Below are 14,606 nucleotides of genomic sequence, written 5' to 3'. Positions count from 1 at the left end.
GCCGGTGAGCGGCAGTGGAGGAACCCGGTGCGAGTCCGGGGCGGTCCCGCCACTGTCACCGGGGAGCGACCCCTCCCGAGCGGCTCCGTCTCACGACGCGCGCCGTTTCGGCACCAGGCCACGGCCGTTGACACGGTTGGAAGGCCGAGGGGAAGCGTCGATCCGGGAGCCAGGACACTCCGGCCGCTCACGACGCCGCACGGCGTCACTTCACCGGATTTCGCGGGCGAGGAAACCCGCGGAGAGGACTCGCGCATGGGCTCGTGCCTGAGCGGGCTTTGACCCCGCTGTACCCGTTCTCCGCCGTCGTCGGCCTCGCCGACCTCAGGCTCGCCCTACTGCTCAACGCCGTCTCGCCCGCCATCGGCGGGGTGCTGGTGCGCGGCGAGAAGGGCACCGCCAAGTCCACCGTGGTCCGTTCCCTGGCCGGGCTGCTGCCGCAGGTCGAGGTCGTCGCCGGATGCCGGTTCGGCTGCGACCCGGCGTCGCCGTACGGCGCGTGCCCGGACGGGCCGCACAGCGCCGGTAAGACCGCCGGTCAGGGGGTCATTGTCCGGCGCGCCAGGCTGATCGAGCTGCCCGTCGGGGCGACCGAGGACCGGCTGGTCGGCGCGCTGGACCTGGAACGGGCGCTGACCGCCGGGCAGGCCGCGTACTCGCCGGGCCTGCTGGCCGGGGCGCACCGCGGCGTGCTCTACGTCGACGAGGTGAACCTGCTCCACGACCACCTGGTGGATCTGCTGCTCGACGCCGCCGCGATGGGCGAGGCGTACGTGGAGCGCGACGGCGTCTCGGTGCGCCACGCCGCCCGGTTCCTGCTGGTGGGGACCATGAACCCGGAGGAGGGCGAGCTGCGCCCGCAGCTGCTCGACCGGTTCGGGCTGGCGGTGCAGGTGCGCGCCCCGCGTGAGCCGAAGGAGCGGGTCGAGGTGGTGCGGCGGAGGCTGGCGTACGAGGCCGACCCGGCCGGGTTCGCGGCGCGGTGGGCCGAGGCGGACGCCGAGCTGGCCGAGCGCATCGACACCGCCCGGCGGCGGCTGCCCACGGTGGAACTGCCTGACGCGGAGTTGACCCGCATCGCCCACGTGTGCGCCGCGTTCGAGGTGGACGGGCTGCGGGCCGACCTGGTGGTGGCCCGCGCCGCGCTGGCCCTGGCCGCCTGGCACGGCCGCGGCCGGGTCACCGAGCAGGACGTGCGGGACGCGGCCCGGCTGGCGCTGCCGCACCGCCGCCGGCGCGACCCGTTCGACGCCCCGGACCTCGACGAGCAGGCCCTGGAGGACGCGTTGAACAGCGCACCCCCGCCGGCTGAACCCGACGGCTCCCACGACGGCCCAGGTGCTCCCGGCGACCAGGACCGTGCGGCGGGCGGCGAGGGCGCCCCGAAGGCCGATCTCGACGGTGACGCCGACCTGGACGGTGACGGGCCGGACGGCTCCGGTCCGGACGACGGGCCCGACGGTGGCCCGGACGACGACGGTCCGGACGGCGGTCCGCGGCCGGGCGGGCCCCGCGGTGCGGCCCCGGACGAGGGCGGCACGCCGCCGCGGCCGGTGCCGCAGGGGGACACCCGGCAGCGGGACGGGGCCGACGAGGGGCGTTACGCGTCGGCGGGGCAGCAGCACGCCGAGGCGGCGACGCCACGGCGGGCGCGGCTGTTCGCGGTGCAGGGAGTGGGGGAGGGTGCGGCGGGGCGGCGCTCACCCGCGTACACCCGGATGGGTCGGACCGTCGGCGCGCGGGTGCCCGGCGGCACCCTGGCCGCGCTGCACCTGGCGGCGACCGTGCGGGCGGCGGCCGGGCGGCAGCACGCCCGGGGCCGGACCCCCGGCGGCCCGCTGCGGCTGGTCGCGGCCGACCTGCGCGAGCCGGTGCGGCAGGGGCGCGAGTCGAACCTGGTGCTGTTCTGCGTGGACGCCTCCGGGTCGATGGCGGCCCGGCAGCGCATGGGCGCGGTGAAGGGCGCGGTGCTGTCGCTGCTGCTCGACGCGTACCAGCGGCGTGACAAGGTCGGCCTGGTCACCTTCCGGGGCAGCGAGGCGGAGCTGGCGCTGCCGCCGACGTCCAGCGTGGAGGCCGGCGCGGCGCGGCTGCGCGAGCTGCCCACGGGCGGGCGTACCCCGCTGGCCGCGGGACTGCGCCGGGCGGCGCACACGCTGCGGGTCGAGCGGCTGCGCGACCCGCACCGGCGCGCGCTGCTGGTGCTGGTGACCGACGGCCGGGCCACTGCGGGACCCGACCCGGTCGGCGAGGCCATGCGCATCGCGGGCGGGCTCGCCGCGACCGGGGTGTCGGCCGTGGTCGTGGACTGCGAGTCGGGGGTGGTGCGGCTCGGACTCGCCGCCCGCCTGGCGGTGCGGCTCGGCGCGGAGCATGTGCCGCTGGCCGAGGTGACCGCGCAAGGGCTGGCCGGGGTGGCCCGCCGGGACCGCCGGAGGGCGGCATGACGCAGACGAGTGGAGGCCGCTGATGCCGCAGGGCAAGCCGGAGACCGTGCCCGACGACGGGCTCACCACGCGGCAGCGCCGGAGGTCCCCGGTGCTGGCCGTGCACACCGGGATCGGCAAGGGCAAGTCGACGGCGGCGTTCGGCATGGCGCTGCGGGCCTGGAACGTGGGCTGGCCGATCGCGGTCTTCCAGTTCGTGAAGAGTCCCAAGTGGCGGGTCGGCGAGGAGGCCGCGTTCCGGGCGCTGGGCCGCGCGCACGACGAGTCCGGCACAGGCGCGTCGGTGACCTGGCACAAGATGGGCGAGGGCTGGTCGTGGCTGGCCCGGCCCGGCGACGAGCGCGACCACGCCGCCGAGGCGGCCGAAGGCTGGGCCCAGGTCAAGCGCGACCTGCTGGCGCAGCGGTACGGCTTCTACGTGCTCGACGAGTTCACCTACCCGATGCACTGGGGCTGGGTGGACACCGCCGACGTGGTCGAGACCCTGCGCACCCGCCCCGGCTCCCAGCATGTCGTGATCACCGGCCGGTACGCCGCGCCGCCGTTGCTGGAACTGGCCGACCTGGTCACCGAGATGGGCAAGGTGAAGCACCCGATGGACGCGGGACGCAAGGGCCAGGCGGGGATCGAATGGTGAAGCGAGCCCCGCAGTCGCGAACGGACAGTTCATGGTGAACACACCTCGGATCGTGGTGGCCGCGGCGGCGTCGGGGCATGGCAAGACGACCGTGGCGACGGGGCTGCTGGCGGCGTTGACGGCGCGCGGCATGACCGCGGCCGGGTTCAAGGTCGGCCCGGACTACATCGACCCGACCTACCACTCGCTGGCCTGCGGGCGGCCCGGCCGCAACCTGGACCCGTCGCTGGTCGGCGAGGACCTGGTCGCGCCGCTGTTCGCGCACGGGGCCACCGGTGCGCAGGTGGCGGTCGTCGAGGGCGTGATGGGCCTGTACGACGGCCGGTCGGGGGAGGGCGACTTCGGCTCGACCGCGCACGTGGCGCGGCTGCTGGACGCGCCGGTGGTGTTCGTGGTGGACGCGACCGGCCAAGGCCGGTCGGTCGCCGCGCTGCTGCACGGGTTCCGCTCGTTCGGCTCGGTGCGGCTGGCCGGGGTGGTGCTCAACCGGGTCGGCTCGGATCGCCACGAGCAGATCCTGCGCGAGGCCTGCGAGGAGGTCGGCACGCCGGTGCTCGGCGTGCTGCGGCGCGCCGGTGCGGTCGCGGTGCCGTCCCGGCACCTCGGGCTGGTGCCGGCCGCCGAGCGCAGCGGCGCGGCGGTGGACGCGGTGCGGGCCATGGGCGCGCTGGTCGAGGATGGGGTGGACCTCGGTGAGGTGCTGGCGGTGGCGCACAGCGCGCCGCCACTGGCGGTGACGCCGTGGTCGGCGGCCGAGGCCGTTCGGGCAGCGGCCGAGGCGGCCGGAGTCCGGCAGGCCGGGCTCGAAGCGGACGGACCGTCGGCTGAGGCAGCCGGGGACCGGCCCGTGATCGCGGTCGCGGGCGGGCCCGCGTTCACCTTCGGCTACGCCGAGCAGGCCGAGCTGCTGCGCGCGGCCGGGGCCGAGGTCGTGCACGTCGACCCGCTGCGCGACGAGGCGCTGCCGCGGGGCACCGCCGGGCTGGTGGTCGGCGGCGGCTTCCCCGAGGTGTACGGCGACGAGCTGGCCGCCAACAAGCCGCTGCGCGACGCGGTACGGGCACTCGCCGTCGCGAACGCGCCGGTGGCCGCCGAGTGCGCCGGGCTGCTGTGGCTGGCCAGGTCGCTGGACGGGCGCGAGATGTGCGGGGTGCTCGACGCCGCGGCGGTGATGACCGAGCGGCTCACCCTGGGTTACCGCGACGCGGTCGCGGTGTCCGGCAGCGTGCTCGCCGACGCGGGCACCCGGGTCACCGGGCACGAGTTCCACCGCACCGCCGTGACCCCTGAGGCCGGGCCGTCGCCCGCGTGGGCGTGGCGCGGCCGGTCCGCCGAGGGCTTCGTCCAGGGCGGGGTGCACGCGTCGTACCTGCACCTGCACTGGGCGGGGCACCCGGACTTCGCGCGCCGGATGGTGCGTGCCGCATGCGCCTGATCGGGGTGGGGGTCGGTCCCGGTGACCCGGAACTGGTGACGCTGCAGGCGGTGCGGCTGCTGCGCGAGGCCGGCCGGGTGTTCGTGCCCGTGATGGACGTGGCCGAGCAGGGCCGGGCCGAGGCGACGGTACGCGCGCACGCCGGCCACGACCGCGTCGAGCGGCTGGTGTTCGCCCTCAACGAGCGCGACGACGCGCGCCGTCGCGAGTCCCACTGGGACGCCGCCGGTGAGCGCGTCGCCGACTGGTTGCGCGAGACCGGCGGCACCGCCGCGTTCGCCACCATCGGCGACCCCAACGTGTACTCGACCTTCGGCTATCTCGCCGCGACCGTCCGCGCCCTGCTGCCCGAGGTGGCCGTGCAGACCGCACCCGGGATCACCGCGATGCAGGCGCTCGCCGCCGCGGCCGGGGTACCGCTCGCCGAGGGCATGGAGCCACTGGTGCTGGTGCCGTTGGCCCGGGGCGCGACGGCACTGCCGGCCGCCCTGGCGTACGCGCAGGACGGGACGGTGGTCGCGTACAAGGGCGGCCGCCACCTGGCGGACGTGGTCAGCGCGGTGAAGGAGGCCGGGCGGCTGGACGAGGCGGTGCTGGGCACCCGGCTGGGGCTGCCGGGGGAGAGCGTGGCCCCGCTGGCCGAGGCGGTCGAGGCGCCGTACCTGTCGGCGGTGCTGGTGCCGGGCCGCCGGGACGCACGAGGAGGAAAGCTGTGAAGGTCGTCTTCATCGGAGCCGGGCCCGGTGCGGCCGACCTGCTCACCCTGCGTGGCGCGGCCGCGATCGCCGCCGCCGACGTGGTGGTCTGGGCGGCCAGCCTGGTCCACCCGGACGTGCTCGGGCACGCCCGGCCGGGGGCGCGGATCGTGGACTCGGCGGCGCTGACCCTGGAGCAGACGCTCGACCTGTACCGCGAGGCCGCCGAGCGCGACCTGGTCGTCGCGCGGATCCACTCCGGCGACCCGGCGCTGTGGGGCGCGCTCGGCGAGCAGCTCGACGCGTGCCGCGAGCTGGGCCTGCCGACCGAGGTGATCCCTGGGGTGTCGTCGTTCACGGCGGCCGCCGCGGCGGTGCAGCGGGAGCTGACCGTGCCGGAGGTGGCGCAGTCGGTGGTGCTGACCCGGCTGGAGGGCGGCAAGACTCCGATGCCGGAGCGGGAGTCGGTCCGCGCGTTCGCCGCGCACGGCGCGACGATGGCGGTGTTCCTGTCCGCGGCCCGGTCCGGGCAGCTCGCGGATGAGCTGCTGGCGGGCGGGTACGCCGCGGAAACGCCCGTGGTGGTGGCCTACCGGGTGACCTGGCCGGAGGAGCTGATCGTGCGTTGCACGGTCGGCACCCTGGAGGCGGCGGTCAAGGAGCACAAGCTCTGGAAGCACACGCTGTTCCTGGTCGGGCCGGCGCTCGGCGAGGCGGGCGGCACGCGCAGCCACCTCTACCACCCCGGCCACTTCCACGGCTTCCGCCGGGCCGACCCGGCCGCCCGCGCCGCCCTGCGAGCAAGCCGTGACTGAGCCGCCCGCCCCGGGCGAACCCGACGTTCCTGCGGTGGCTGAGCCGCCCACCCCGGGTACGGCCGGCGTTCCTGCGGTGGCTGAGCCGGCCGCCCCGGGCGCGGCCGGCGTTCCTGCCGCGACGAACCGGCACGGAGCGGAGCTGCCGAGGAAGTCGCCCGGCGCAGGGCCGGCTTCCCGTGGCCGGACCCGCCGCGTGGCCGCCGAGACGGGAACAGATGTGCCGGAGCTGCGGGAACCCGATCTCCCCCGGACCGCGAAAGATCGCCCGACGGCGCTGCGGACCGGGTGGACAACCGGGACCTGCGCGTCCGCGGCTGCGAAGGCGGCCACGGAATTGCTGGTCGGCGGCGTTCCCCCGCGGTGGGTCGAGGTGGCGCTGCCGTCGGGACGGCGGGTCACCTTCGCTGTAGCGGAGTCGGTGCTGGACGGTGACGTGGCTCGTGCCGTCGTGGTGAAGGACGCGGGTGACGACCCGGACGTGACGCACGGAGCGCGGCTGACAGCGACCGTGCGGTGGCAGGACGGCGCGGGCGTGGCTCTGCGCGGCGGGGACGGCGTCGGCACGGTGACCAGGCCGGGTCTGGGGCTGGACGTGGGCGGGCCGGCGATCAACCCGGTGCCGCGTCAGATGATCACCCAGGCGGTGGCGGAGGCCGCCGGGGGACGCGGGATCGAGGTCGTGATCTCCGTGCCGGACGGCGAGCGCATGGCCCGCAAGACGACCAACCGACGGCTGGGCATCCTCGGCGGCATCTCGATCCTGGGCACCACCGGCATCGTGCGGCCGTTCTCCACCGCCTCGTGGCGGGCCAGCGTGATGCAGGCCGTGCAGGTCGCCGCCGCGCAGGGCGAGCAGACGATCGTGCTGTGCACCGGCGGGCGCACCGAGGCGGGTGCGATGGCGCTGCTGCCGGACCTGCCCGAGGTGTGCTTCGTCGAGGTCGGCGACTTCACCGGGGCTGCGCTGCGGACGGCTGCCGAGCGGGGCATGACCGGGGTGGTGTTCGTCGGCATGGCCGGCAAGCTGACCAAACTCGCCGCCGGGGTGCTGATGACGCACTACACCCGGTCGGCGGTGGACACCGTGCTGCTGGGGCAGGTCACGACGGCGGTGGGCGGGTCGGCGGAGCTGGCCGAGCAGGTCGACGGGGCGAACACGGCCAGGCATGCGTACGAGCTGTGGGAGGCGGCGGGGCTGCTGCGCGCGGCCGGTGACGTGCTGTGCGGGCGGGTGCGTGATGTGCTGGTGCGGTTCGGCAAGGGCGCGCTGCGGGCCGAGGTCGCGATGGTGGACTTCACGGGCAGGACGGTCGTGGCGGCGACCAGGCCGGAGTGGGTCTCATGCGCTGGATGACGGGTGGGCGGCGTCCGGCCGGGCACGCCGCTCGGGTGGGCGGTGTTCGCCGGCCGGCGACCGCCGAGCAGATCCCGGGGTCGGCGACATGCGGCGGGTGACGGTCGTGGGTCACGACGGCGGTGGGCTGAGCGCGGCCGCCGGTGCGGCGCTGGCGCGGGCGACGCTGGTCGCCGGGGGTGCGCGGCATCTGTCCGGGCTGGACGTGGCCGCGGAGTGCCTGGTCATGGGACCGGTCGCGCCGGTGGTGGCGCGGGTGGCGGCGCATGACGGCGAGGCGGTGGTGCTGGCCAGTGGCGATCCGGGGTTCTTCGGCATCGTCGCGGCGCTGCGCCGGGCCGGGGTCGAGCCGGTGGTGATCCCGGCGGTGTCCAGCGTCGCGGCCGCGTTCGCCCGTGCGGGCCTGCCCTGGGACGACGCGCTCGTCGTGTCGGCGCATGGCCGCGACGGCGCCGCTGCCGCCTCCGCGCTGCGCGATGATCCGTTTTTGTGGACGCTGGAGGACGCCCCGATAGGGGCAGCGGGCGTCCACAAAAACGGATCATCACCCGCCGGCGGGCTGCGGCGGGCGGTCAACGTCTGCCGGGCGTACCCGAAGGTGGCGGTGCTGACCGCGCCCGGCGGCGGTCCGGCCGAGCTGGGCGCGGCCCTGGCCGGGTGGCCGCGCACGCTGGTGGTCGCGGAGCGGCTGGGTACGGCGCAGGAGCGGCTGGTCACCGTCGAGGCGGCGGACGCGGCCGCGGGGACCTGGGCCGACCCCAACGTCGTGCTCGTGCTGGACCCGGACCGGCCGCAGCTCGGTCCACGGCCCGGTTGGATCGCCGGGGCAGGCCCCGGGCCCGCCGGGTGGGCGCTGCCCGAAGCCGCCTACGCCCACCGCGACTCGATGATCACCAAGGCGGAGGTACGCGCGTACGTGCTCGCCCGGCTCGGCCCGCGCCTCGGTGATCTGGTCTGGGACGTGGGAGCCGGGTCCGGCTCGGTCGCCGCCGAGTGCGCCCGGTTCGGCGCGGCGGTGCTCGCCGTCGAACGCGACCCGGCGGCCCTGCCCCTGATCACCGCCAACACGGCCGGTCTCGGCGTACGCCTCGTCGGCGGCGGCGCGCCCGACTGCCTGGCCGGGCTGCCCGAGCCCGACGCGGTCTTCGTCGGCGGCGGCGGCCCGCCCGTGCTCGCGGCGTGCGTCGCGCGGCGGCCGGCCCGGATCGTGACCGCGCTGGCCGGGCTCGAACGCGTCGGCCCGGTGCTGGGCGTGCTCGGCGACGCCGGTTACCGGACGGAGGGCGTACAGCTTCAGGCCTCGCGCCTGAGCCCGCTGCCCGGCGGCAGTCACCGGCTCGCCGCGACCAATCCCGTCTTCGTCGTCTCCGGGGAGTTGCCATGACCATCGGCCTGATCTGGGCCACCGCCGCCGGTCGCGAAGCCGCGACGCGGCTGGCCGCCGCGTGGCCGGGCGAGTGCACCGTCCACGAGGGAACCGTCCGCGACCAGCTCACCCAAGCCTGGTCCGGCTCCGACGCGATCGTCGCCTTCCTCGCCACCGGCGCCACCGTGCGCCTGCTCGCCCCCCTGCTCACCACCGACTCGGACGGCAAGCACACGCAGCCGGGTGTGGTGTGCGTGGACGAGGCGGGGCGGTGGGCCGTGGCGCTGCTCGGAGGGCATGGCGGTGGAGCGAATGCGCTGGCCGCGCGCGTGTCCGAGGTGCTGGGGGCGTCGCCTGTGGTGACCACGGGCACCGACGCCGCCGGGCTGCCCGGCCTGGACACGCTCGGGTTCGCCGTCGCGAACCCGGACGCCGTCGCGCCGGTGTCGCGAGCGCTGCTCGACGGGGAGCCCGTGCACCTGCGGTCCGACCAGGTGTGGCCGCTGCCGGCGCTGTCCGCGAACCTCGGTGACCACCCCGGGGCGACGCGGACGGTGCTGATCACCGACCGCCTGGTGGCGCCTGCCGCGGACCGGTCGGTGCTGGTGCTGCGTCCGCCGTCGCTGGTGCTCGGGATCGGGGCGAGCCGGGGCGTGTCCGGCGGCGAGATCGCCGATCTGGTCGCGCGGGTGCTCGCGGACGCGGGGCTGGCGGGGGAGTCGGTGTGCGCGGTGGCGACCGCCGACGTGAAGGCCGACGAGGCCGGGCTGCTGGCCTACGCGGCAGGCCGGGGCCTACCGCTGGTGACCTTCCCTGCGGCGGCGCTGGCGCAGGTGACCGTGCCGAATCCGTCCGAGGTGGTCCGGGCCGCTGTGGGCACGCCGAGCGTGGCCGAGGCGGCGGCGCTGCTGGCCGCCGGTGCCCGGGGCCGCGGGGCGGAGCTGGTGGCGGGCAAGACGGCGTCGGCGATGGCGACCGTGGCGGTGGCCCGGCTGGTGCCGATGGGCCGGCTCGCGGTGATCGGCCTCGGTCCCGGCGCGGCGGACCTGCGCACTCCCCGCGCGACGGAGCGGCTGCGCGCGTCCTCGATCGTCGTCGGCCTCGACCAGTACGTGGACCAGGTCCGGCACCTGCTGCGACCCGGCACCCGGATCGTCGACTCGGGACTGGGCGCGGAGGAGGAGCGCGCGCGTTCGGCCGTCGAGCTGGCGCGGCAGGGGCACGCGGTGGCGCTGATCGGCTCCGGCGACGCGGGCGTGTACGCGATGGCGTCTCCGGCGCTGGAGTTCGCCGGGGACGACATCGAGGTGACCGCGGTGCCGGGAGTGACGGCGGCGCTGGCCGCGTCGTCGCTGCTGGGCGCGCCGCTGGGGCACGACCATGTGTACCTGTCGCTGTCGGACCTGCACACCCCCTGGGAGGTGATCGAGCGGCGGCTGGAGGCGGCGGCCCATGCGGACCTCGTGGTCTGCCTGTACAACCCGCGCAGCGCGCGGCGTACCCGGCAGCTCCCGGCAGCGCTGGCGATCCTGGGCGCACACCGGCCGCCGGACACGCCGATCGGGCTGGTCCGCGACGCGTCCCGGGCCGGCGAGCGGATCGCGCTGACCACCCTCGACGCGATCGATCCGGCCGAGGTGGACATGAACACGGTGGTGATCGTCGGGGCCAGCACGACCCGTACGGTCGCCGGGCGCATGGTCACCCCGCGGGGGTACGCGTGGATGGCGCGGTGAGCCCGGTGCGCTTCGACGGCTGCCAGGGGTGCGGCGCGTGCCTGCTGACCTGCCCGACGCACGCGATCCGGCCGATCGGCGGGACGGGCCCGGCCCGGCTGTACGCCCGGCCCGACCTGTGCACAGGCTGCGGCGAGTGCGTCGAGGTGTGCCCGGTCGACGCGGTGACCCTGGTCGAGCGGGAGGCGCGATGACGACCGTTGCCAGGACGGTGCATCCGATCGAGGCGGAGTCCTACCGCATCCTGCGGGCGGCCGTGGACACCTCCGGGCTGCCCCGGCACAGCCGGGACGTGGCCGAGCGCATCGTGCACACCACAGCCGACCCAGGCTGGGTCGGCGATCTGGTGCTGGACGAGTCGGCGCTGGCCGCCGGGGCGGCGGCGCTGGCGGCGGGCGCGCCCCTGGTCGTGGACGTGACCATGGTCGGCGCGGGGATCACCCGCTACCCGTCGCGCTGCCTGGTCGGCTCGGCGCGGGCGGCGGAGCTGGCCGCGGCCCAGGGCGTCACCCGCTCGGCGGCGGCGGTGCGGCTGGCTGCGGCCGAACACCCCACGGGCGCGGTATGGGCCGTCGGCAACGCCCCGACCGCCCTGTTCGAACTGCTGCGGCTGGCCGCGGCCGGGCAGGTCGTCCCGGCGCTGGTGGTCGGCCTGCCCGTGGGCTACGTGGGCGCGGCCGAGTCGAAGGCCGCGCTGCGCGCGTCCGGGCTGCCGCAACTGTCCAACGTCAGCGCGCGCGGCGGATCGGCGGTCGCCGCCGCGGCCGTCAACGCCCTGCTCTACGGCGATCCCTTGCCCGCGCGGGAGCACCCCGAGCCCCGCCGGGAGCCGGTCCCGGCATCCGGAGCACCCCGAACATCCTTGGAGGAGAGACTGTGACCACCACCCCGCCCGCGCTGCTCATCGCCGGGCACGGCACGTCCGACGCGGACGGCGCCGAGCAGTTCCGCGCGTTCACCGAACGGGTCGGCAAACGTCTCGCCCCGCGCGGCGTGACCGTCGGCGGCGGCTTCATCGAGCTGTCCCCGCCTCCGCTGGGCGAGGCGGTGGCAGAGCTCGTCGCGGGCGGGCACCGCCGGCTGGCCGCCGTACCGCTGATGCTGGTCGCGGCGGGGCACGCGAAGGGTGACATCCCCGCGGCACTGGCCCGCGAGCAGCTGCGGCATCCCGGCCTGGCGGTGGCGTACGGCCGCCCGCTCGGCGCGCACCCCACGGTGCTCGCCCTGCTGCGGGAGCGGCTGGACCAGGCGGGAGCCGATCAGGGCAGTACGGTGCTGCTGGTCGGCCGGGGCTCGACGGACCCCGACGCGAACGCCGAGGTCGCGCGGGCCGCCCGGCTGCTGGCCGAGACGACCGGGGTGGCCGGGGTGGAGTACGCCTTCATCTCGCTCGCGGCCCCCGGCGTGCCCGCGGGCCTGGACCGCTGCGCGGCGCTGGGCGCGCGGCGGATCGTGGTGCTGCCGTACTTCCTCTTCACCGGGGTGCTGCCGCGCCGGGTGGCGGAGCAGGCCACGGCCTGGGCCATGGGCCGCCCCGACGTGCACGTGCGGAGCGCGGACGTGCTCGGCGACACCGACGCCCTGGCCGACCTGGTGATCGAACGCTACGGCGAGGCCCTGGCCGGCGACATCCGGATGAACTGCGACTCCTGTGTGTACCGGGTCAGCCTGCCGGGCTTCGAGGACCGGGTCGGGCTGCCGCAGACCCCGCACCACCACCCGGGTGACTCGGGGCACAGTCACGGTCACGATCACCCGCACACCCACGATCACGCACCGCTCCATGCGGATATTCACCGACGTCACCCCTGAGGAGGTTTGACGGCCGGCGAGCGTTGCTGGCATGGTGAGGGCAACAAGTTCACATCAGACGACGGTGCGCAGGAACCCGGTGAGAATCCGGGACGGTCCCGCCACTGTGACCGGGGAGCGCCCCGCACGAGCCACGGCCGCCGCAGCGGCTGGAAGGCGCGGCAAGCGCGACGAAGTTCCATCCACCCGGGAGTCAGGACACTGACCCGTCGTTGTCCAGTTCGGGGCGGTGAACCCCGAGGAGGAGGTTTTGTCATGGGTGCGTTGTCGACGCCCGCGGTGCCGTCGCAGGAGACGGCCGGAATCGCGGGGCGGCTGCGGGATCAGGTCATCGCCGGAGTGCTCGTCGCGGTGGCGCTGTTCATCCTCTACGCGGTGTTCCTGGACCAGGGCGCGCTGCTGTCCCCGGTGTACGGGGAACTCTCCCGTAGCGCCAACTACCTGCACGAGCTGTCCCACGACGGGCGGCACCTGTTCGCCGCCAACTGCCACTGAGCGGGGCGGACATGTCCCTGCTCTCGCTGATGGGGCGGGGCGGGCTGGCCGGTGCGTGCGCCGGGGCCCTCTCTGCCGTGGTGTCGCTGGTGCTCGCCGAGCCGGTCATCGACCGGGCGATCGCCCTCGAACACGCCAACGCCGGTGAAGGCCACGGCGCGGAGCTGTTCAGCCGCGACACGCAGCACGTCGGCATGCTGGTCTCGGTGATCCTGGCCGGGATGGCGATCGGGCTGCTGTTCGGCCTGGTGTACGCGGTGCTGCACCGCCGTGACCCGGGGGCCGACCCGTGGGGCCGGGCACTGCGCCTGGCCGGGGCGGGTTTCCTGGGCGTGGCGTTCCTGCCGTTCCTGCGATACCCGACGAACCCGCCAGGGGTGGGCAGCGAGGCGACGCAGCAGGCGCGGACCGTGACCTGGCTGGCCGCGATCGCGATCGGGCTGGCCACGGTCAGCGCGGCAGGTCTGCTGGCAGGCCGGCTCGCCGAGCGCGGGGCGGCGCTGCCGCTGCGTCAGCTGGCGCCGGTGGGGGTGGTGCTGGTGGGGCTCGCCCTGCTGTTCGCGCTGCCGTCGTCGGGTGATCCGATCAGCACGCCGGCCGATCTGCTGTGGTCGTTCCGGTTGCTGTCGCTGCTGGCCTCGGTGGTGCTGTGGGCCGGGATCGGCGTCGGATTCGGGCTGGCCGGGCTGCGGGCCGGTGCGGTCGCGAACACCGCCGCCGTGCGGGCGGCCGCGTGAAGGCCAGGGTGACGGTGTGCCGTGACTGCTGTTGCGGCACCGCCAAGCACCCCGACACCGATCACGATGGTCAGCTGCGGCAACTGGAGAAGGCGGGCGTACGGGTGCGCATCGCGCAGTGCCTGGACGTCTGCGAGCACTCGAACGTGATGGTCGTGCACCCGCGCCCGTCGGGTCGCCGCGACGGCGGCCGTCCGGTGTGGCTGGGCGGCATCCTCGACGAGGCGACGGTCGAGTACGTCGCCTCCTGGGCGGCCGCGGGCGGCCCCGGCTCCGCCGACCTCCCGGTCGCCCTCATCCCGTACGTCATCGAGGCGCCCGGCCAGACCTGACGGCACTCCGGCGTCCTTGATCGTCCGGGGTCCTTGATCGTCCGACTTGCCAGGCACCTGTGCGTATCTTGAGGCCGTATTCGCCCATGTGCCTGGCAAGTCGAATGACCTTGGTGCGCGACCCGCCCCGCTCGGCCGCACGGGCCGGGCGCGGCGGTGGGTCGGATACCGTCCGTCAGGGGCGAGTGGTCACGGCCGCGGCCTGCTCGAAGGACTGGGCGGGGGCGCCGCGGCGGTACATGACCAGCAGGATGATCGCGAACAGGGGCATCAGGATGTCCGACGGCAGCGCCCAGACGTTGGCCGGCGCGTGGTTGTCGTGGAAGACCCACTGGTTGAAGTGACCCCAGGCGTCGCCCCAGAAGGAGATGGCCAGCGCGGTCACCGCGGCGGTCAGCCAGGTGCCGCGCAGCCGCCGCCAGGCGCAGCCGATCGCCAGTACGGCCACCGCGATGTCGCCCCAGCCGACCTCCCACTGGAACATCGACTGCGTGTAGCCGATCTGCTCGGCGGTGTCGCCGGACGTCGGGCCGATGTGGCTGAGCCCGCCGAGCAGGCCCCAGATCCCCGCGCCGACCACCATGATCCAGAGCAGGGCGAGTTCGACGACCCTTTGTTTGCTGCGGCGGGCGGGATGTTTGTCCACGGCGACGTGGATCAACCAGCCGACGACGACGGTGAACCAGATGGCAGCGAAGAACGGCATCACACACCTCCGGGCGGCTCCGACGTTACGCCGGGG

The 14,606-nt window shown here is 75.6% G+C and carries 13 protein-coding genes, 2 pseudogenes and 2 riboswitches; of the genes and pseudogenes, 14 read left to right on the top strand and 1 reads right to left on the bottom strand.

Features of this window, described 5'->3' with window-relative positions; all coding sequences use genetic code 11:
* Positions 1-17 precede the first annotated feature (17 nt).
* Positions 18-180, top strand: a riboswitch (cobalamin riboswitch).
* A gap of 83 nt (positions 181-263) precedes the next feature.
* The 14 genes and pseudogenes from AB0B35_RS02455 to AB0B35_RS02390 all read left to right on the top strand — a co-directional run bounded on the left by AB0B35_RS02455 (position 264) and on the right by AB0B35_RS02390 (position 13,864).
* A complete protein-coding gene (locus tag AB0B35_RS02455; protein WP_361039744.1) occupies positions 264-2,447 on the top strand; it encodes a putative cobaltochelatase in 2,184 nt (727 codons plus the stop codon).
* Positions 2,448-2,469: 22 nt separating this feature from the next.
* Entirely contained in the window at positions 2,470-3,084 is a 615-nt protein-coding gene (cobO, locus tag AB0B35_RS02450; protein WP_361039742.1) for a cob(I)yrinic acid a,c-diamide adenosyltransferase, read from the top strand.
* A gap of 31 nt (positions 3,085-3,115) precedes the next feature.
* Positions 3,116-4,519: a cobyrinate a,c-diamide synthase gene (locus AB0B35_RS02445; protein ID WP_361039739.1), complete on the top strand. Its 1,404-nt coding sequence runs from the start codon at positions 3,116-3,118 to the stop codon at positions 4,517-4,519.
* The gene (gene cobI, locus AB0B35_RS02440) at positions 4,510-5,235 is read left to right on the top strand and encodes a precorrin-2 C(20)-methyltransferase (protein ID WP_361039736.1); all 726 of its coding nucleotides are present in this window, start codon (positions 4,510-4,512) and stop codon (positions 5,233-5,235) included. Before AB0B35_RS02445 ends, cobI begins: the two co-directional genes overlap by 10 nt.
* Complete coding sequence (gene cobM / locus AB0B35_RS02435) at positions 5,232-6,029, top strand: precorrin-4 C(11)-methyltransferase (protein WP_361039733.1); 798 nt, start codon at positions 5,232-5,234, stop codon at positions 6,027-6,029. Before cobI ends, cobM begins: the two co-directional genes overlap by 4 nt.
* 196 nt (positions 6,030-6,225) lie before the next feature.
* Positions 6,226-7,386: a cobalt-precorrin-5B (C(1))-methyltransferase gene (locus tag AB0B35_RS02430; RefSeq protein WP_361039730.1), complete on the top strand. Its 1,161-nt coding sequence runs from the start codon at positions 6,226-6,228 to the stop codon at positions 7,384-7,386.
* Positions 7,379-8,770 carry a precorrin-6y C5,15-methyltransferase (decarboxylating) subunit CbiE gene (gene cbiE, locus AB0B35_RS02425; RefSeq protein ID WP_361040258.1) on the top strand — a complete coding sequence of 464 codons (1,392 nt, stop codon included), beginning with the start codon at positions 7,379-7,381 and terminating at the stop codon, positions 8,768-8,770. The genes AB0B35_RS02430 and cbiE overlap by 8 nt, the downstream gene beginning before the upstream one ends.
* Positions 8,767-10,488 (top strand): precorrin-3B C(17)-methyltransferase, encoded by a 1,722-nt coding sequence (gene cobJ / locus AB0B35_RS02420; protein ID WP_361039728.1) that lies wholly within the window; start codon positions 8,767-8,769, stop codon positions 10,486-10,488. The genes cbiE and cobJ overlap by 4 nt, the downstream gene beginning before the upstream one ends.
* A complete protein-coding gene (locus AB0B35_RS02415) occupies positions 10,473-10,682 on the top strand; it encodes a 4Fe-4S binding protein (protein WP_360522698.1) in 210 nt (69 codons plus the stop codon). Before cobJ ends, AB0B35_RS02415 begins: the two co-directional genes overlap by 16 nt.
* Positions 10,679-11,272 (top strand): annotated as a pseudogene (locus tag AB0B35_RS02410) (precorrin-8X methylmutase); the annotation flags it as partial. The gene AB0B35_RS02415 and the pseudogene AB0B35_RS02410, both read left to right, overlap by 4 nt.
* 92 nt (positions 11,273-11,364) lie before the next feature.
* Positions 11,365-12,261: pseudogene (locus AB0B35_RS02405) on the top strand (sirohydrochlorin chelatase); the annotation flags it as partial.
* 67 nt (positions 12,262-12,328) lie between these two features.
* A riboswitch (cobalamin riboswitch) is annotated at positions 12,329-12,525 on the top strand.
* A gap of 30 nt (positions 12,526-12,555) precedes the next feature.
* Positions 12,556-12,795: a CbtB-domain containing protein gene (locus AB0B35_RS02400; RefSeq protein WP_144125036.1), complete on the top strand. Its 240-nt coding sequence runs from the start codon at positions 12,556-12,558 to the stop codon at positions 12,793-12,795.
* An 11-nt stretch (positions 12,796-12,806) separates the two neighbouring features.
* Positions 12,807-13,532 carry a CbtA family protein gene (locus AB0B35_RS02395; RefSeq protein WP_361039725.1) on the top strand — a complete coding sequence of 242 codons (726 nt, stop codon included), beginning with the start codon at positions 12,807-12,809 and terminating at the stop codon, positions 13,530-13,532.
* On the top strand, positions 13,529-13,864 hold the full coding sequence (locus tag AB0B35_RS02390; RefSeq protein WP_361039723.1) for a (2Fe-2S) ferredoxin domain-containing protein: 336 nt from the start codon (positions 13,529-13,531) through the stop codon (positions 13,862-13,864). The genes AB0B35_RS02395 and AB0B35_RS02390 overlap by 4 nt, the downstream gene beginning before the upstream one ends.
* A gap of 175 nt (positions 13,865-14,039) precedes the next feature.
* Here the strand turns inward: AB0B35_RS02390 and AB0B35_RS02385 are convergent, their stop codons facing one another.
* Positions 14,040-14,570 (bottom strand): DUF6790 family protein, encoded by a 531-nt coding sequence (locus tag AB0B35_RS02385; RefSeq protein ID WP_361039721.1) that lies wholly within the window; start codon positions 14,568-14,570, stop codon positions 14,040-14,042.
* Positions 14,571-14,606: the final 36 nt, after the last annotated feature.

Origin of the sequence: Catellatospora sp. NPDC049133 (assembly GCF_040648455.1) — a bacterium.
Classification (GTDB): Bacteria; Actinomycetota; Actinomycetes; order Mycobacteriales; family Micromonosporaceae; genus Catellatospora; species Catellatospora aurea.
This window is presented reverse-complemented; position numbering and strand designations above follow the sequence as displayed.